The sequence below is a fragment of the Microcoleus sp. FACHB-672 genome (assembly GCF_014695725.1).
Classification (GTDB): domain Bacteria; phylum Cyanobacteriota; class Cyanobacteriia; order Cyanobacteriales; family Oscillatoriaceae; genus FACHB-68.
In genome coordinates this window covers 1-20,050 of the sequence record NZ_JACJOU010000013.1, presented here as the reverse complement: position 1 = coordinate 20,050, position 20,050 = coordinate 1, and the positions used below count along the sequence as shown (strand labels likewise).

Annotated in this window: 5 protein-coding genes; 3 read left to right on the top strand and 2 right to left on the bottom strand. The window is 44.6% G+C overall.

Annotated elements, in window-relative coordinates:
• Positions 1 to 105 precede the first annotated feature (105 nt).
• Together H6F56_RS08120 and H6F56_RS26785 are read right to left on the bottom strand one after the other, a co-directional pair.
• Complete coding sequence (locus H6F56_RS08120) at positions 106 to 1,269, bottom strand: PepSY-associated TM helix domain-containing protein (protein ID WP_190666651.1); 1,164 nt, start codon at positions 1,267 to 1,269, stop codon at positions 106 to 108.
• Positions 1,270 to 1,494: 225 nt separating this feature from the next.
• Positions 1,495 to 4,272: a TonB-dependent receptor domain-containing protein gene (locus H6F56_RS26785; RefSeq protein WP_190666649.1), complete on the bottom strand. Its 2,778-nt coding sequence runs from the start codon at positions 4,270 to 4,272 to the stop codon at positions 1,495 to 1,497.
• A 541-nt stretch (positions 4,273 to 4,813) separates the two neighbouring features.
• Here H6F56_RS26785 and H6F56_RS08110 point away from each other — a divergent pair.
• The 3 genes from H6F56_RS08110 to H6F56_RS08100 form a co-directional block, all read left to right on the top strand.
• Positions 4,814 to 13,351 (top strand): non-ribosomal peptide synthetase, encoded by an 8,538-nt coding sequence (locus H6F56_RS08110; RefSeq protein WP_190666647.1) that lies wholly within the window; start codon positions 4,814 to 4,816, stop codon positions 13,349 to 13,351.
• A gap of 49 nt (positions 13,352 to 13,400) precedes the next feature.
• Complete coding sequence (locus H6F56_RS08105; RefSeq protein WP_190666644.1) at positions 13,401 to 18,143, top strand: non-ribosomal peptide synthetase; 4,743 nt, start codon at positions 13,401 to 13,403, stop codon at positions 18,141 to 18,143.
• 1 nt (position 18,144) lies between these two features.
• Positions 18,145 to 20,050, top strand: a 1,906-nt coding sequence (locus H6F56_RS08100) for a condensation domain-containing protein (protein WP_190666642.1), incomplete at its 3' end; no start/stop codon positions are given.

Genomic DNA, 20,050 nt, shown 5'->3' with positions numbered 1-20,050 from the left:
TAACCGCAGATGGACGCAGATTAACGCAGATGAGATGAACTAGGGGGAAGTGTTATAAGTTTTTGTAAGGATTAACTGCTTATTTTAATATCTTATTTTGGTTATTTAAAACCAGGGCCATTCGGTTAGCCGAAGGGGTTCTTGTTCGTAAGTTGGGATGCCTAGGCTGCGGCGGATGGCTTCTTCTTTTCGTGCTTTGGCCCACTGGCGTTGTCGCCACAATACGAGACCTGTAAAAAATAGGAAGGCGGGGGAAAGACCTATGAATACATGAATGATTCGGGTTCCTATGCCTCCATAGTTGCCGATGTGGAGGGGAAATTGTAAGTTTATAATTCTGTTGGCTAAAGGGGCTTTTAAGGCGTTTTCTATGCGTAAAACTTGGCCACTGTACTGGTCAAGATAGATTCTACTATTTCCATTTGGGGTGATTTCTTGGGGGAATTTCTTTCTAACTTGGATAATTTTTTCGGGTTGGTTTGGAAGGGAAACAAAGGTTGTTTTTGCCCCTGGTAAAGCTGCATCGGCTTTTTTTAAAATGGCATCTATTGACATCACCGGCTTGTTTTTTACAACTTTTGATGTGAGTTCCGGCGGATGGGATGTTTGAGTTATTGAGTAAACGGTGTTTTCAAATTCAGTGTAAAAAATTATGGCGGTGCCGGTGAAGGCGATGATTATTAGAAAGATGGCTGAGAAGATTCCCCCGACTTTGTGAAGGTCGTAATTAATGAGTCGGCTTGGGGAATTCCAGCGAATTTTAAAGCCTGAAATTAATTTTTTCCAACCTGGCCATAAAATGATGCCGGTGATGCTGAGCAGTAGCAACAATATGCCGCAGATGCCAACAACTTTCATGCCGGTTTCGCCGGCAAGCAGTTTGTAGTGCAGATCATAGATAAAAGTGGTTAAGGTGCGTCCCCACTGTTGAGAACCGAGGATATTTCCAGTGTAGGGATTGAGGTAAAAGTAAAGCAATTCATCGTTTTTTGATGTCATTGCTACTTTATAAACGCTATCGATCTTTTTAGGCAGATCAATGAAAGAAAGCGTTAAATCGGGATAGGCTGATCGCACAGTATCAACAACTGATTGGACAGATATTCGCTCTCCTTGGGGAATGACATGAGAGAGGTGGGGATTGAGGAATTCATTGATCTCTTTATGGAAAACTAAAAAGCTGCCGGTTAAGCCAATTAGAACCAGTATTAGTCCGACTAATATTCCTAAATAGCGGTGTACACTCAAGGCGAGCTGACGTAATTTCATATTGATTCACCGAATTTGGAAAGGATGGGTAGTTAAATGGCTCCAGCCGGCTCCTTTTTATCGCTCAAAAACTATTCCTCTATTCTGATATCATGCCGCCTCAATTTCTCTGAATAACTGAGTAGGGTGCGTGAGCCACACACCCTACACTCAATCAGAATTAGTTAACCGGCAGTCCTATTTAAAAGGCAGTGAATTTTCCGCTCTTTTTAGCTCGGTTTAGTCTTAAAAAGACAAGCTGTAGCCTACAGTGAGCGTTCTGCCTCTAGCTGCGGTGTCCAGAGAATCTAGAAAACCACCCAGCCATTGAGATTGGACAGTGGAATACTGCTCATTTAACAAGTTTTGAATGCCAATTTGCAGTGTTCCTCGCCCGATTTGAATGCTGCTGAGGTAATCTACTGTGATGTAACTTTCAATCGGTGCACCATCCAGTTCAGCTTCAAAGCCGGCGCTGCGATTCCCACTAAAGAGCAATTGCAAACGATTACTCCAGCCTGGTGTGGTTTGATTCTCGAGATAAGCTGTCAGTTTTATCGGCTGGATAGTGCTACTATCAAGCGCTAAATATTCGCCATCTTCATCATCATCACTTTCACCTTCTGTCCAGCTTGCGGTTCCGCCGAGTTGCCAGTCATCTGTCGGTTGCCAATCAAGGGTGGCTTCAGCGCCGTATATACGTTGTGGGGCACGGATAATTTCTAATCGACCGTTTTCATCCTCTTGCAGAGTGGAACCAAGCTCTGAGGTATTGTAGAAACCGGCCAGGGAAACTTGCACCCGAGACCACTGACCTCGAACGCCAAGTTCGTAGTTATTCGTTTTGATCGGTTCTGTTACCGGCAAATCTGAGTTAACCGCAACAAAACCTTCGGGAGGTCTGCGGAGAATGCGCCCAAAATCTGGGATGGAAAAACCTTGGGCAAAGTTAGTAAAGAAACTAACTTCTTCCGTGGCTTTAAAAACAAGGCCGGCATTAAAAACCGTTGCATCAAAATCCCGATCTCCCCCTTCAATCGGCTGATCTTCTGAGGTGATATAGTCGTTAACGCTCAGTCCGATGCGTTCGTGACGCAAGCCGCCACTTAAAAGAAATTGCTCGCTAACATCCCATTGCGCCTGGGCGAACAAACCCAAGTTATTCACTTCATAAGGGGGGACAAAAACGCGCTCTCCGATTTTTCGCAGAACGGTACCTCCGCTTGCATCGAACTCTTCCGGGTCAAAAACTTGAAACGTCTGGGCGATATCCTCATTTACATAATCAACCCCCCAAAGTAAGCTGGCAACATCACTAAAAGGGGTATCAATCTGCAATCGTCCGCCTAAGCGTTCTGTTTCCTGTCGGGAATTGACAACATCAGTTGGGCTTTCTGGCTCGAAAATGCGGTTGTCAAAATATGCGCCGCCACTGGCGTTATGCCGAAAGTAGGCTTGTGCCTGAACGCGGCTGCCAAAGATGTCTTGATTGGAATAATCTAGCGTTGCGACAGTGTTCAGGTTTTGTGGGCCAGTCACTCCAATAAATTGTAAGTTTCTTCTCAGTGCTCTGGCTTTTTCGTCATCTTCATCTTCGTCAACGGCTGGATCGGTGACGTATTTCACTTCTTGCGTGTCGCGGAAATGATTAAACGTCAGTTGGATGCGCTGGTCGTCGGTAATATCTAGGCCAACTTTGCCGAGTAAGTTAATCGTTGTGCTATCCGAAGCATCGACTTCAGCGAGGGGAATTCGATCGCCTTCGGCATCAAAAACTCCGCCAACTTTGACGACTGAGGCGCTGGTGGTAAAGTCAACATTACCCTGCCGGCCAGAGAGTCCATAAACAACGTTCGATCCGAAACTGTCCTCGATATGGCTTAAGGAGTTCGTCAGATCTGCTTCGATTGTCGAAGTAATGCCCTCTTCACCAGGCGACCTGGTAATAATGTTGATCACACCCCCTGTCGCCCCTTCCCCATAAACTGCACTAGGGCCGCGAATGACTTCAACTCGCTCAATCGCGCTGGGATCAATGGATCGCAGTTCTGTAACATAGGCGGTTGAAAGGTTGGTGCTCACCGGCACGCCGTCAATCAATACCAGAGGCCGGCGACCCCGCAAAGACTGACCGAAGGAACGGTAGCTTTGGTTTGGTGGGCCTAAGCCGGGAACCGTCTGGCCCAGTACATCGGGGAGGTTTCTGGAAAAGGTTGCCTGTTCTGCGATCTCTTCACGATCAATGACAGTGACAGAACGCGGTACATCTTCCACTTCTTCTGCGGTTCGGGTGGCTGTCACAATCAGGTCAACAGGTCGTTCTGCTTCTGTTTGAGTGGAGTCAGGCCCAGTGGAAGGCAGTGGCGGAATTTCAGCACCCGGTTCACGAGATGGCGGAGTCGAGGGGGTTTGAACGTCTGGTTCACCGGCATCTGGAGAAGGTCTGGGGATCGGTGTTTCAGTCTCTGGTTCGGTGTCGGGTGACGTGGGGATCGTTGGTAGTGTGGGTTGCTGACCAGAGGGCGGTGTGGGGATCGGTGCCGGCGGCCCTTCAATGCTGGGTTGCTCTGATGGCGTTGTCGGTCTAGTCGGTGCCGGCTGTTGTGCGGTTGTTTCAGTACCGGGATTGACGCTGAGAACTAGACCCTGTTTGCTATTGCTCACTTGTGCGGTGGGTACACCTGTCTCGCCGGTAACGATGACTCGAATGCTGTAAGTATCCAGCGGGATTACTTCGATTGAGGTGATTCCTGGTGCTGGATTGTCTTGACGAAATACATTACCAGCCGGCAAACGCAACTGAGTAGTGATCACATCCGCGACGAAGGTTTCACCATAGCTGTAACTGAAGACTTGCAAAGGTTTGCCGTCTGCGGTTTCTAAGATAACCTCCAGGCCGCTTGGCGTCTGGTTGACCCGAACGTTGGTCACTTGGGCGATCTCACTTTTTGCCGGCAAAGCGATTAACACTGATAAAGGTCCTGCCAGCCCCAAACCCCTGAGAAATTGCTGTTGTCTGTCCATTACTCCTCACACAAAAATCGAGCCAGTCACACCCTGATGATCTGCCTGAGTCCACGTTTCATCAGTTTTAGAAGCCGTGTTCAGTCTTTAATGAGAAAGAATTCTAATTAAATAGCAAAGTCATCCATTCTGTCAATCACAGTTTAATGACAATAAAATTCATTACTTATCAGGGGGTATAACCCCTCTTGCCAAGTAGCAGCATTCATGAAAGCACGAAAACTGCACATTAAGCAACCCCGTGGCAAAATCTTACCTTCAATAGCTGAGAAAGATTATTCAAGGTTCCTGGTAAAATTTATAAATTTAGAACCGGCCTATTGACAATTAGTTGCATCATGGTAAGGTGAATAACTGTGAAGCCTGTTACAGATTGCATCAAGGCGCTGGCAGGCCGGTGAGCGCAAAACAAGCAAAACGCGCTCTCGCAGATTCCTTAGTTAAACAGCTATAAGCGTTTACTGACAAGGCTTTCAAGCTTTGACGGGATAATTTTGACTTTTTGCAGCCGTGTTCAACACTTTGGGGTTGATAGAGATCAATGGCCGATTATTCTCAAAACTTTTCGCAACTCTCCCTGAGTTGTGCCAATTTAGTGGAACTCCTGCGCTACAGAGCCTTCCACCAGCCAGAACAGATCGCTTATACCTTTTTGCCAGAAGGCGAAACTGAAGAAATCAGCATCACTTATCAAGAATTAGATCGGCAAAGTCGTGCGATCGCAGCTCACTTGCAATCGCTGGGTGCGAGTGGGGAACGCGCTTTGCTGCTATATCCCGCAGGACTTGATTATCTCGTCGCCTTTTTCGGGTGTTTATATAGCCAAGTGATCGCAGTTCCGCTTTACCCACCCAAGGCGAAGCGCAATTTACCAAAAATTCAAGTTATTGCAACCGATGCACGGGCAAGTTTTGCACTGACAACGACGCGAATTGCCGGTAATTTAGAAGCAATATTTGAGCGAGCACCGCAGTTAAAAGCGATGCGCTGGATAGCGACTGACGCACTTGCCAATGGTGAGGACGCATGGGTTGAGTCGGCAATCAACTGTAACGATTTAGCTTATTTGCAATACACTTCTGGCTCCACCTCCACTCCAAAAGGCGTGATGATTAGTCATGCCAATGTACTGCACAATATTGATTGTATTGATCGCGGTTTTGAACATACACAAGATAGCGTTGCCGTGACATGGCTACCCCATTTTCACGACATGGGGTTAATTGATGGATTATTAAAACCACTTTATAAAGGAATTCCCTGTTATTTCATGCCGCCGGCAGCGTTTATTCAGCGTCCGGTTCGGTGGCTGGAAGCAATTTCACGTTATAAAGCCACCCATAGCGGCGGGCCAAATTTCGCTTACGATCTTTGCGCGCGTAAAATTTCGCCGGCGCAACGAGCGACACTAGATTTAAGTACCTGGCGTGTGGCTTATAACGGCGCAGAACCGATTGATAAACAAGTTTTAGAACAATTTTTTAAAGTATTTGAACCTTACGGTTTTCGTTGGGATGCCTTTTGTCCGGCTTACGGAATGGCAGAAACAACCCTGAAAATTTCTACAGTTCATCAAAAAGATGCGCCGGTTTTTCGCTCTGTGGAAGCAGCGGCGCTTGAAAAAAATCGAGTTGTAGAAATAGCAGAAAAAGAAGAGGGTGCGCGAACCCTGGTTGGCTGCGGTTGTCCTGATTTTGATATTAATGTTGCGATTGTCAATCCTGATTTGCTGATCCGGTGCGCTGATGGCGAAGTCGGTGAAATTTGGGTTGCCGGTTCTTCTGTGGCGCAGGGATATTGGAGCCGGCAAGAAGAAACAAAGGCAACCTTTCAAGCGTATCTTTCAGATACAGGAGAAGGGCCGTTTTTACGCACTGGAGATTTAGGCTTTTTCCATAAACAAGAGCTGTTTATCACAGGTCGGCTCAAAGATTTAATTATCATTCGGGGTCGCAATCTTTATCCCCAAGATATTGAAAGAATTGTTGAGCACAGCCATCCCGGTTTAAGACTGGCTGCCAATGCGGCTTTTTCAGTACAAATTGAGCGAGAAGAACAGCTTATCGTGGTGCAAGAGTTAGAATCCCGACAAGCACCGAATACAGAAGAAATTGCCGCAGCCATTCGTCAGGCAATCGCAGAAGAATTTGAGGTAGAAGTTTATGGAGTGGTCTTAATTAAACCAACCACGATTCCAAAAACAACCAGTGGAAAAATTCAGCGTCGCGCTTGTAAAGTCGAATTCTTGAATGGCGGTTTAGATGTTGTAGGAAGTAGCCTTCTAGAACTATCTGAGATTGAAGAAAGCAAAGCACGTTTAACCCGTGAAATATTGTTGGCAAAAACTCTAGAAGAACGGGTGCCGATTCTGGAAGCTTATCTTTTAGAGCAGGTAACGCGAGTCCTGCCGGTGAAATTATCTATTGGCTCATTGCAGCAGCCTTTAAATAGCTTAGGACTCGATTCTTTAAAAGTTTTTGAGTTAAAAAATAAAATTGAAACTGACCTCGGAGTGAGTTTATCAGTTGCAGACTTTTTTGAAGAAATCAATCTGTCTCAGTTGGCTAGACAAATTCTTGAGCAAGTGGCAGAAGTTCCCGCTATTTCAGCAATTGTGCCGATTTCTCATAAAGAGAATATCCCGTTATCGTTTGCTCAAGAGCGGTTGTGGTTTTTTGATCAATTAGAGCCGGCAAACCCCTTTTACAACCTTTGCACGACGATCCATTTAACAGGACAGCTTGATGTAGAAGCATTGAGGAAAAGTTTAAATGAAATTGTCTGCCGGCATGAAGTTTTAAGAACCACATTTGCTGTAGTGGAAGGGCAGCCGGTGCAGGTGATTCATCCCAATCGGGATTTGGAATTGCCGGTTTTTGATTTGAGTCAAACTGAAAATCAGAACTCCTCTTCTCAAGAGGGCAATAAAATTCAAGATTTCATTCTTGAGGAAGCGCGAACCCCGTTTAACTTAGAACAAGATTCTTTGTTACGCGCCAAACTGTTGCAACTATCTGAAGGCGAATACGTTCTCATTTTGACAGCACATCATATTATATTTGATGGCTGGTCAATGGGCGTTTTCTTAGGAGAAGTTGCAGCACTTTATCAAGTTTTTTCTGCTGGGAACATAGCTTCACTTCCTCCCTTGCCAATTCAGTATGCAGATTTTGCCGTTTGGGAGCGTCAATGGTTGCAGGGAGATGTCTTAGAAACTCAGCTAAATTACTGGAAACAGCAGCTAAGCGGAAACCTGCCGGTGTTAAATTTACCGACGGATTTTCCTCGTCCTGTGGTTCAAACATTTCAGGGAAAGCGGCAAAGTTGGGTGTTTCCTATGGGTTTAACTGAGGCGGTTTGTGAATTAAGCCGGCAAGAAAAAACCACGTTATTCATGACTTTGCTGGCAGCATTCAAAGTCTTGCTTTACCGCTATACCGGACAAGAAGATATTTTAATCGGTTCGCCGGTTGCTAACCGCAATCGAGCAGAAGTAGAACCCTTAATTGGCTTTTTTGTCAATACTTTAGTGTTGCGAACTGATCTTGGCGGCAATCCCAGTTTCCGAGCGTTACTGAGTCGAGTTCGCGAAGTCGCTTTAGGTGCTTACGCTCATCAAGATTTGCCTTTCGAGAAGCTGGTAGAGGAATTGCAACCAGAACGAGATTTAAGTCATTCGCCGCTATTTCAAATTGCCTTTGTCTTTCAAAATAATTTGACGCAGACTTTGGACTTGCCGGCACTGAAATTTAGTTCACAGGAAGTGGGCACCGGCACGGCTAATTTTGATTTAACTTTATTCTTAGAAGAAACTGAACAAGGATTAATCGGAACATGGGAATATAACACCGATTTATTTCAAGCGGATACAATTACTCGGATGATAGGTAATTTCCAAACCCTATTAGAAGAAATTATTGTCAATCCAGAATGCCAAATTTCCGAACTGCCATTACTGACAGAAACCGAGCAATATCAACTACTGGTGCAGTGGGTTAACGAAAGCAAGAAAACCACCGCACCTGAAGAGAATCTGTGCATTCATCAGCTATTTGAAGCACAAGCTAAACGGACACCCGACGCTGTTGCTGCAATTTTTGAAAATCAACAACTCACCTATCAAGAACTCAACGAAAAAGCCAATACCTTAGCAAACTACCTGCAAACATTAGGAGTTCAACCCGAAGTTCTAGTCGGAATTTGTGTTGAGCGTTCCCTAGAAATGCTTGTGGGACTTCTAGCAATTCTTAAAGCCGGCGGCGCTTATGTCCCGCTTGATCCAACCTATCCATCTGAACGCCTTGCCTTCATGTTGCAAGATGCACAGGTGCCGGTGTTAATCACTCAGGAAAGACTATTAGAAACACTGCCTCAATCGAGCGCTAAAATTGTCTGTTTAGAGCATTGGCATAACCTAAATGCCCAAAGCAAAGATTTAAGTTCAAATCAGGAAAATCCCGCTAATTTAGCCTATGTCATCTATACATCCGGTTCCACCGGCACCCCGAAAGGTGTTGCCATTGAACACAAAAGCACCGTCGCTTTATTAAATTGGGCAAAATCAGTTTTTATCCCAAAAGAATTAACCGGAGTTCTCGCCTCAACATCGATTTGCTTCGACTTATCTGTGTTTGAGATATTTGTGCCACTGAGTTGGGGAGGGACTGTGATATTAGCTGAAAATGCCCTGCATTTACCCACATTGAAAGCAGCCAGTCAAGTCACCTTAATTAATACCGTTCCCAGTGCAATTTCAGAGTTACTCAGAAGTGATAGCATCCCGACTTCTGTTGGCACAATTAATTTAGCCGGTGAACCGCTACAAAATGCCTTAGTTCAACAGCTTTATCAACGCCCGCACATTCAAAAGGTATACAATCTTTACGGCCCATCTGAAGATACGACTTACTCGACATTTGCCTTAATTGAAAGAAATTCAGAAGGAATTCCCGCCATAGGTCGTCCGATTAGCAACACTCAGGTTTATTTACTAGATAGAAATTTACAGATGGTGCCGGTTGGCGTGCCAGGAGAAGTTTATATTGGAGGGGAGGGATTAGCGCGAGGTTATTACAATCAGCCCGATTTAACATCAGAAAAGTTTATTACTAATCCATTTAGTAATGAACCGAATAGCCGACTCTACAAAACCGGAGATTTAGCGCGTTATTTGCCGAATAGGAATCTAGAATACTTAGGACGAATAGACAATCAGGTAAAAGTGAGGGGGTTCCGCATTGAACTTGGAGAAATTGAGGCGAGATTGCTAGAAAATCCGGCGGTGCGAGAAGCCGTAGTGGTTGTGCGTCAGGAGAATTTAGGAAATCAGCGGTTAGTTGCTTATATTGTTCCTAAAGGGCAATCTGTTGCGCTCAAATCGAGGGATTTGCGGGATGAGTTGGGGCGAACACTGCCAGATTATATGGTGCCGGCAACTTTTGTCATGTTGGAAAGTCTGCCTTTAACTCCGAATGGAAAGGTAGACCGCAAAGCGCTGCCGTCTCCTGAGAAAACTCGACTAGAATTAGGTTCAACTTTCATTGCATCGCGCACCCCACAAGAACAGCAACTAGCGGATATTTGGGCGAATGTTTTAGGTGTACAAAAAGTCGGAATTGACGACAATTTCTTTGAATTAGGAGGACATTCTCTCCTGGCAACTCGACTGGTTGCCAAAGTGCGGGAAACATTTCAGGTTGAGTTACCTTTGCGCTGCCTATTTCAATCTCCTACTGTTGCAACTTTGGGCAGTTTGATCGCACAGCAACAAGCCCAAGAAACCGATGCAAAACTAGCTGTCAATTCCTTACCTGCAATTGTCCCAGATCAAGATAGCCGGCATCAACCTTTCCCCCTAAGTGATATCCAGCAAGCTTACTGGGTCGGTCGTAGCAAGGCATTTGAATTAGGTAATATTGCGACGCATATTTATGTAGAGATTGACACGGTCAATTTAGATTTAGAACGATTCAACAAAGCTTGGCAAAAACTTATCGAACGTCATGAAATGCTGCGAGCAATTGTACTGCCTAACGGGCAGCAGCAAATTCTAGAAAAAGTGCCGGCTTATCAAATTCGAGTCCTAGATTTGCGGGAGCAAACTTCTGAAGTTGTCAATTCTCGACTGGAAGGAATTCGCAATTCATTATCCCATCAGATATTACCCTGTGATCACTGGCCTTTGTTTGAAATTCGGGCATCTCGATTAGATGAGCAGCAAGTTCGGCTTCACTTAAGTTTTGATGCCTTAATTGGCGATGCTTCGAGTTTTCAAATCATTGGCCAAGAACTTGCAAAACTTTATCAAGGTGGCACAGAGCAACTCAATCCAATTCAAATCTCTTTCCGAGATTATGTATTAGGTGAAATAGCTAGCCGCCATTCAGAACTCTATCAGCGTTCTTTAGAGTATTGGCAAAACCGGCTCCCCAGTTTACCCCCAGCACCCGAACTCCCGCTGGCTCAAAATCCCGCTGCCATTAAAGAACCACGTTTTGTGCGGCGCAGCGGTAAATTAGAGGCAAAAATTTGGCAAAAATTGAAAAGTAAAGCCACAAAAGCCAACATCACTCATTCAGGAATTTTGCTAGCTGCCTTTGCGGAAATCTTAACGGTTTGGAGCAAGAATCCTCACTTTACAATTGGTTTAACTTTATTCAATCGTTTGCCATTGCATCCCCAAGTTAATGACATCGTTGGAGATTTCACCTCATTAACTTTGCTGGAAGTAAATAACGCCACACCAGCGCCTTTTGCACAGCGAGTGCAGCGCATTCAAGAACAACTTTGGAACGATCTAGATCATCGTTATGTCAGTGGCGTAGAAGTGTTGCGCGAGTTAAGCCGGCACCAAAACAGAATTTCAAGCGCCATGATGCCGGTGGTGTTTACGAGCACCTTAACTCAAGATGCTCAAGGCGAACAAAATTTTCCCTTAGATTGGCTAGGAAAGCTCATTTACGGTATTACCCAAACGCCCCAAGTTTTTCTCGATCATCAAGTATTTCAAGAAGCAGGAGCGCTTGTTTTTTACTGGGATTGTGTTGAAGAATTATTTCCCGTCGGAATGTTGGATGATATGTTTGCTGCCTATTGCAACTTCCTCCAACGTCTAGCCAATGAAACAGAAAGCTCGCAAGAAATCCACCGTGAATTATTGCCACCGGCACAATTAACGCAACGCAATGCAATCAACGCCACCGACGCACCTGTGCCGGCAGCGACGCTTCACAGCTTATTTACAGATCGCGTGCCTCTGCACCCTCAAAAAGCGGCTGTGGTGACAAGCGAGCGCACTCTAACTTACGAAGAATTACACCGGCATTCCCATTACCTCGCCTGCCGATTGCAACAACTCGGTGCACGCCCAAATACCCTAATTGCCGTCGTTATGGAGAAAGGGTGGGAGCAAGTTGTCGCCTGCCTAGGCATCCTCATGTCTGGGGCAGCCTATGTGCCCATTGATCCTGCACTCCCGCCGGCGAGGCGATCGCATCTATTCGCCCAAGCAGAAGTGCAGATCGTCGTCACCCAATCTTGGCTTAATACCGCCTTAGAATGGCCAAAAAATCTTCAAAGAATCTGTATTGAAGATAATCAAGCATTCGGAGAAAACTTATCTCTGATTCCGTATGCCCCAGCCCTCATTTCTCAAGAGAATCTCGCTTACGTTATTTACACCTCTGGTTCCACCGGCACTCCCAAAGGTGTAACGATTAATCATCGCGGTGCTGTTAACACAATTTTTGACATTAATCAGCGGTTCAATGTGGGAGGAAATGACCGAGTATTTGCACTTTCTTCCCTTAGTTTTGATCTCTCAGTTTATGACATTTTTGGCACCCTAGCTGCTGGGGGAACCATTGTTATTCCCGAAGCCGGGAAAACCCAAGATCCTGCCTATTGGGCAAAGTTAATGCAGCGCGAGAAAATTACGATTTGGAATTCGGTTCCGGCGTTAATGCAAATGATGGTGGACTATGCCAGTAAAACTCCTGAAATCCTGGCAAGCTTGCGGTTAGTTTTGCTCAGTGGAGACTGGCTGCCTTTAAACTTGCCGGCTCAAATTCAAGCCGCAGTTGAAGGAGTAGAAGTTATTAGCTTGGGGGGTGCAACAGAAGCCTCGATTTGGTCAATTCTTTATCCAATTAAACAAGTCAACCCAAGTTGGAAAAGCATTCCTTACGGGCAAGCAATGAAAAACCAGCGCTTCTACGTGCTCAATGAAGCGCTAGAACCTTGTCCGGTATGGGTTCCAGGGCAGCTTTATATTGCCGGCATCGGACTCGCCCAAGGTTACTGGCGCGATGAGGTAAAAACGGCTGCCAGCTTCTTTACCCATCCTCGAACCAGCGAAAAGTTTTACCGCACAGGAGATTTAGGACGCTTTCTCCCCGATGGAAATATTGAATTTTTAGGAAGACAAGACTTTCAAGTTAAAGTCGGTGGCTATCGCATTGAATTAGGAGAAATCGAAGCAGCGCTGGGGCAACATCCAGACGTGCGAGAAGCTGTTGTTACAACGTTCGGCGAACAGCAAAATAAGCGTCTTGTTGCTTATATTATTCCTGAGCCTTCTTCCTCAATTTCTGATGTTTCATCCTTCAAAGCGTTGCAAAGTTTCCTAAAAGAAAAGCTGCCAGAATATATGGTGCCGGCAACCTTTATGCTCTTGGATACTCTGCCCTTAACTTCTAATGGCAAAGTCAATCGCAAAGCACTTCCCGCACCTAACTTTGTTAAGTCTGAGTTGGATGAAAACTTTGTTGCTCCTCAAACGCCGGTTGAAGAGCGGTTAGCAAGGATTTGGTCTGAACTGTTAAGCCTAGAACAAATCGGAATTTATGACAGTTTCTTTGAACTAGGCGGAAATTCCTTAATGGCAACTCAATTGTTGACTAAAGTGCGCGAAGCATTTCAGGTAGAGTTACCTCTGCGTGATTTATTTGAAGTTCAAACGATTAGCGGACTTTGCGAAAAAATTTCCCAAGCTAAGAAGAAAGGCGAAAAACTGCAAGAACAGGAAATTGTGCCGGTTTCGCGCCAAGCTTACCGCAAGAAATTACCTTCTTTACGCTAACCGTTAAAAGCCAGCCAGCAACAAACAGTAATTAATCAAAATCAAGCCGATGACGTTGCCTCTTTTTAACTCCTCTTCAGAAATGCCAGCCACTTCAACTTGTTCAGAGGAAGTCTTTGTGCTTCCCACTTCATTCGCTCAACAAAGGCTGTGGTTTCTTGATCAATTTGAATCGGGCAATTCTTTCTACAACTTGCCGGCTGCCGTGCAATTGAAAGGGCGGGTTAATATCCCTGTTTTAGAAGAAAGTTTTCAAGAAATTGTGCGCCGGCATGAAGCCTTGCGAACAGGATTTACCCTTGAAGACGGGCAGCCAGTTCAAGTCATTTATCCCAATGTGGATTTAAAATTACAAATCGTAGATTTTACCCAAATCCAAAACCCCCATCCTCAAATCCAAACGGCAATTCTTGAAGAGGCTCAAACAACCTTCAACTTAGCCGAACCTCCTTTGCTGCGAATCACGCTAATTAAGTTAGACGAGCAAGAATTTATTCTGCTAGTAAATATTCACCATATTGTTTCAGATGGTTGGTCATTAGGAGTGCTGATAAAAGAATTAGCAGCCCTTTATGAAGCTTTTTTGCTAGGCAAATCCTCCCCGCTTCCTGAGCTTCCGATTCAATATGCCGACTTTGCAATTTGGCAGCAGGAAAACTTGCAAGGAGAGAAGTTAGAAACTCAGTTAAATTATTGGAAGCAGCAGCTTAAAGATGCACCTCTATTACTGGAGTTGCCGGCAGATAAACCGCGCTCAGCCGTTCAGACATTTCGAGGTGCAAGACAATCATTTGTCCTGTCAAAAGTTGTCAGTGACAACCTGAAGAAGTTCAGTAACCGCGAGAATGCCACCCTGTTTATGACACTTCTCGCAGCCTTTAACGCGTTGCTCTATCGTTACACAGAGCGCACGGATATTATAGTGGGTTCTCCCATCGCCAATCGTAATAAAGCTGAAATTGAAGGACTCATTGGTTTTTTTGTCAATACATTAATTCTTCGCACCCAACTGTCTGAAAACACCAGCTTTTGCGAATTACTCGCACAAGTTCGAGAAGTAACGCTTGGTGCTTATGATCATCAAGATTTACCGTTTGAAAAGCTCGTTGAAGAACTGAAACCAGAAAGAAGCCTCAGTCATAACCCGCTGTTTCAAGTGATGTTTTTGCTGCAAAACGCACCCATGCCACCTTTGGAATTACCGGGGGTAACTTTGAGTGTTTTAGACATTGATAGCGGCACCTCTAAATTTGATTTAACCCTGGAAATGGAGGAAAAGCCGGATGGGCTTTATGGCTGCTTTGAGTACAATATAGATTTGTTTGAGAGCGGCACCATCAGCCGCACGATTGGACATTTTAAAACTTTATTAGAAGGAATTGTTAAACATCCAGAACAGAGAATTTCCCAACTACCATTGCTCACAGAAGCAGAACAGCATCAACTGCTAATAGAGTGGGTTAAGGAAAGCCAAGAAACAAGTAAATTAGAACAAAACTTGTGCATACATCAACTATTTGAAGCACAAGTGGAACGCACACCCGATGCCATTGCTGCTGTTTTTGAAAACCAAAATCTGACTTATCGAGAACTGAATAAAAAAGCTAATTTTTTAGCAAATCACTTACAAACTTTAGGCGTGCAGCCCGAAGTTTTAGTAGGAATTTGTGTTGAACGTTCCCTAGAAATGCTTGTCGCACTTCTCGGCATTCTTAAAGCCGGCGGCGCTTATGTTCCCCTTGATCCCACCTATCCATCGGAACGTCTCGCCTTCATGTTGCAAGATGCACAGGTGCCGGTGTTACTTACTCAGACAAGACTATTAGAAAATCTGCCTAAATATTCTGCTCAAATCGTCTGTTTAGATCAGTGGAATGATGGTGATATTCCAAGCCAAAATTCAATTCAAAGCAAGGCAACTGATTATTTTAAGAATCCCCAACTAACTCAGCCATGTTCTTCTTCAAACTTGGCTTATGTCATTTATACCTCTGGTTCCACCGGCACTCCCAAAGGGGTGATGATCTCCCACAGCAATTTGATCAATGCCTACACTGCTTGGAAGAATAATTATTCGCTTGATTCGACAGCAACTTGTCATTTACAAATGGCAAATTTCTCCTTCGATGTCTTTTCTGGGGATTTGATCCGGGCGCTCTGTTTTGGGGGGAAATTAGTTCTCTGTCCACGAGATTTTTTGTTAGAACCAGAAAAACTTTATTCGCTAATGGTTCAAGAAAAAATTGATTGTGCTGAATTTGTACCGGCTGTTTTAAGAGGTTTAATTCAATATTTAGAGAAAACCAATCAGTCTCTCAAGTTTATGCGGTTGCTAATTGCCGGTTCTGATAGCTGGTATGGCAAAGAATATCAGGAAGTTAAACGCTTTTGTGGGGCAGAAACTCGCGTGATAAACTCCTATGGACTGACAGAAGCAACCATCGACAGCACTTACTTTGAAAGCAATGTAACTGAGCTGCAAAGCGAGGGGTTAATTCCGATAGGTCGTCCCTTTGCCGGCACCCAAACTTATATTTTAGATTCTCATCTTCAGCCAGTGCCGGTTGGCGTCTCCGGAGAGCTGTATATTGGAGGAAATAGTTTAGCACGAGGATATTTAAACCGGCCAGATTTGACCGCAGAAAAATTCATCCCCAACCCCTTCTTTAAAGAAAGAGAGGGAGAAGGCGATTTGATAAGGGCTTCAAATCGGCTGTACAAAACCGGCGATTTAGCCCGATATTTACCCGATGGAACCATTGAGCTATTAGGGCGAATTGACTTCCAAGAAAAAATTAGAGGTTTCCGGATAGAAATCTCTGAAATTGAGGCAATCATTAATCAGCATCCAATTGTGCATCAAAGTGTTATTATTGCTCGTAAAGATGTACCGGGAGAAAAACGTTTAGTTGCCTATCTCGTTCCTTCATCTTTAATCCCTGATCCCTCATTCCTTATCAAGGATCTACGCGAATTTATTAAGGAAAAGTTGCCGGATTATATGGTGCCGGCAAGCTTTGTCATTTTAGAAGCGCTGCCTTTAACGCCTAATGGAAAAGTAGACCGTAAAGCGTTGCCGGCACCCCATACAACTCGACCAGAACTTGAAGAAATTTTTACCGCACCTCGCACGTCGGTGGAGGAAACCTTAGCACAGATTTGGAGTCAAGTTCTTGGTCTTAAACAAGTTAGCGTTGATGACAATTTTTTTGAATTAGGGGGAGATTCTATCCTCAGCATTCAAGTGATTGCTAAAGCGCATCAAGCCGGATTAAAACTTAAACCTAAACAACTCTTTCAATATCAAACAATTGCTCAACTAGCAGCCGTTGCCGGCACAACTACTGCGCTGGAATCTCAACAAGAACTAATCACAGGAAAATTTTCCCTCACACCTATCCAGCACTGGTTTTTTGAACAAAATTTATCCGATTCCCATCACTGGAACCAGTCAATTCTTCTAAAAACGAAGCAACCGCTTAATTTAAAACGCGTGGAAGAAGTTGTGCGGCAATTGTTAAGGCATCATGATGCGTTGCGCCTACGTTTTCTGCACGAAGAAACCGGCTGGCAACAGGAAAATGCTGAACCTGATGAGGCTGTACCATTTAGCGAAATAGATTTGTCATCGCTGCCGGCACAGGAACAAGAACCGGCCATGCAAAAAGCTGTGGATAATTTGCAAGCCAGTCTGAACTTATCGCAAGGGCCGTTGATGCGCGTTGCCTTGTTCGACTTTGGCGATCAAAAACCGAATTACTTGTTATTTGTAATTCACCACTTAGCTGTTGATGGGGTATCCTGGCGGATTTTAATTGAAGATTTTCAGACCGCTTACGAACAACTAAGCCGAAATGAAGCGCTCACACTTCCAGCTAAAACAACTTCATTTAAACAGTGGTCAGAACGCTTGAATTTGTACGCCCAATCGGGGGAATTAAAACAAGAGTTGAATCACTGGCTTTCACATTCTGGCAAAAAGGTTTCTCCGTTGCCGGTGGATCATGTTAATGGGACAAATACAGTTGCAACAGCCAACACGGTATCCGTGACATTAAGTGTCGAAGAAACCCGTTCTTTGTTGCAAGAAGTGTCGGCAGCTTATCACACACAAATTAATGATGTATTGTTGACAGCTTTGCTACAGGCTTTTGAAGAATGGACTGGAAAACAAACCTTGCTTGTTGATTTAGAAGGTCATGGACGCGAAGATATTTTTGAGAATGTAAATTTATCGCATACTGTGGGCTGGTTTACCAGTTTATTTCCAGTCTGGTTATATTTAGAAGCCACACATCCTGGGGAGGCTTTGAAGGCGGTTAAAGAGCAGTTGCGAGGCATTCCTAATCACGGCATTGGCTATGGCATTTTGCGATATTTGACTGGCGAAATTGCTGATACATTGCTTTATTTGCCTCAAGCTGAAGTAAGTTTTAACTATCTGGGACAATTTGACCAAGTTCTGCCGGCCTCTTCTCTATTTGCCCTTTCCTCAACGTCTCCGGGTCTAACTTGCAGCCCACGAGGTAATCGGAGTTATCTATTAGAAATTAATGGTTTTGTTGTCAGTGAAAAGCTGCAAATAGATTGGACATACAGCCAAGAAATTCATCAGCAAAGTACCATAGAAAACTTGGCGCAAGGGTTTATGGCAAAACTGCAAACGCTAATCGCTCATTGCCAATCACCCGATGCCGGTGGCTACACCCCCTCTGATTTTGCAGAGTTTCAGTGGAGCCAGTGGAGTCAAGAAGATTTAGACAAAATTAATGCAGTTCTGGGAGAGGTGTGAAATGAGTAAAAGCAATATCGCAGAGTTTTATCCCCTCTCGCCCATTCAACAGGGCATCCTGTTTCACACGCTTTATCAACCAAAATCAAGTGTGTATTTTGGGCAGCTACTTTGCACTTTCCAGGGTAGAATCAATGTTGCATCCTTTAAAGAGAGTTGGCAGCAGGTTATTAATCGGCACTCGATTTTACGCACTGCTTTTGTTTGGGAGGGCTTAAAAGAGCCAATCCAAGTTGTTTGCAAACAAGTCAATCTGCCTTGGGAACACTTGGATTGGAGAGCGCTATCTTCTATCAAACAGCAAGCGCACCTAGAAACATTTCTCAAAAAAGACCAAAAACGAAATTTTGAACTGACATCCGCGCCGCTAATTCGCATCACGTTGATTCAGTTAGAAGAAAATACTTATCAATTCATCTGGAGCCATCACCATTTAATATTAGATGGATGGTCGCTTCCCTTAATTCTCAAGGAAGTCTTTGCATTTTATGACGCCTTTTGCGAAGGCAAGGAACTAAACCTAGCGCGTCCTCGCCCTTATCGAGACTACATTGCCTGGTTACATCGGCAGGATTTGTCTGCTGCGGAATTTTTCTGGCGGGAGACGCTCAAAGGCTTTACTGCACCGACTCCATTACTTGTTGATCAAAATTTAAGTTTATCCTACCCAGAAAACGAGCAAGGTGAGCGCGAAATATCGCTTTCTCCATCAATAACGGCTGCGCTTCAATCTTTAGCCAGGCAGCATCAGCTAACATTAAATACACTCGTCCAGGGCGCTTGGGCATTGCTTTTGAGTCGTTATAGTGGCGAAGAAGATGTTGTTTTCGGGGCGACTGTTTCGGGGCGTCCTCCTGATTTGCTGGGCGCTGAATCTATTGTGGGAATGTTCATCAACACGCTGCCGATGAGGGTTTCGATGCCGGCAGAGGCGTCAATTTTATCATGGTTAAAACAACTACAATTTCAGCAGGTTGAGCTGCGCGAGTACGAATACAGTCCGCTGGTAGAAATTCAGCATCAATGGAGCCAACTTCCTCACAATATCCCGCTATTTGAAAGCATCATAGTTTTTGAAAATTACCCTGTTGATCCAGCTTTACGAGAACACATAAGTCATCTGGAAATTTGTGATGTCCGCTCCCACGACAGCACAAATTACCCCATTACCGTGACGGTGTTCGCACAATCTGAGTTAACACTTAAGATTTTATATGATTGCAGGCGCTTTGATGCTGATACGATCACTCGAATGCTGGGGCATTTCCAAACCTTACTCGAAGGAATTGTTGCCAACCCAGTAGAGCGCATTTCAGAGCTGCCACTGTTAACCCCAGCAGAACAACATCAGATCCTCATTGAGTGGAATAACACGCAGACAGATTACCCGCACGACAGGTGTGTTCACCAGCTATTTGAAGCCCAAGTAGAGCTTACACCCGACGCTGTAGCCGCAGTTTTTCAAGACAAACAGCTAACTTACGGGCAGCTCAACGCTAGAGCAAATCAACTCGCAAACTACTTGCGTTCGCTCGGTGTAGGGCCAGAAGTTTTCGTAGGGATTTGCCTGGAGCGATCCTTAGAAATGATGGTGGCAATCTTGGGAATTCTCAAAGCCGGTGGCGCTTATGTCCCACTTGATCCAGCCTATCCTTCTGAGCGATTAGGCTTTATTTTAGAAGATGCTCAGACGCCGGTTCTGTTAACTCAAACACATTTAATTGAAATTTTTCCCCAACATTCGGCACAAGTCGTTTGCTTAGATACAGACTGGGAAACCATTGCTCAATATAACGAAGAAAATCCTGTTAATATAGCCGATACTTCCAATCTTGCCTATATTATTTACACCTCAGGTTCCACCGGCAAACCCAAAGGAACCATGATTCCCCATCAGGGATTGGTTA

What these genes read in the sequence shown, in the direction of transcription:
- H6F56_RS08120 (WP_190666651.1), bottom strand. Translation starts at nt 1,269, where the DNA reads ATGAAATTACGTCAGCTCGCCTTGAGTGTACACCGCTATTTAGGAATA.
- H6F56_RS26785 (WP_190666649.1), bottom strand. Translation starts at nt 4,272, where the DNA reads ATGGACAGACAACAGCAATTTCTCAGGGGTTTGGGGCTGGCAGGACCT.
- H6F56_RS08110 (WP_190666647.1), top strand. Translation starts at nt 4,814, where the DNA reads ATGGCCGATTATTCTCAAAACTTTTCGCAACTCTCCCTGAGTTGTGCC.
- H6F56_RS08105 (WP_190666644.1), top strand. Translation starts at nt 13,401, where the DNA reads ATGACGTTGCCTCTTTTTAACTCCTCTTCAGAAATGCCAGCCACTTCA.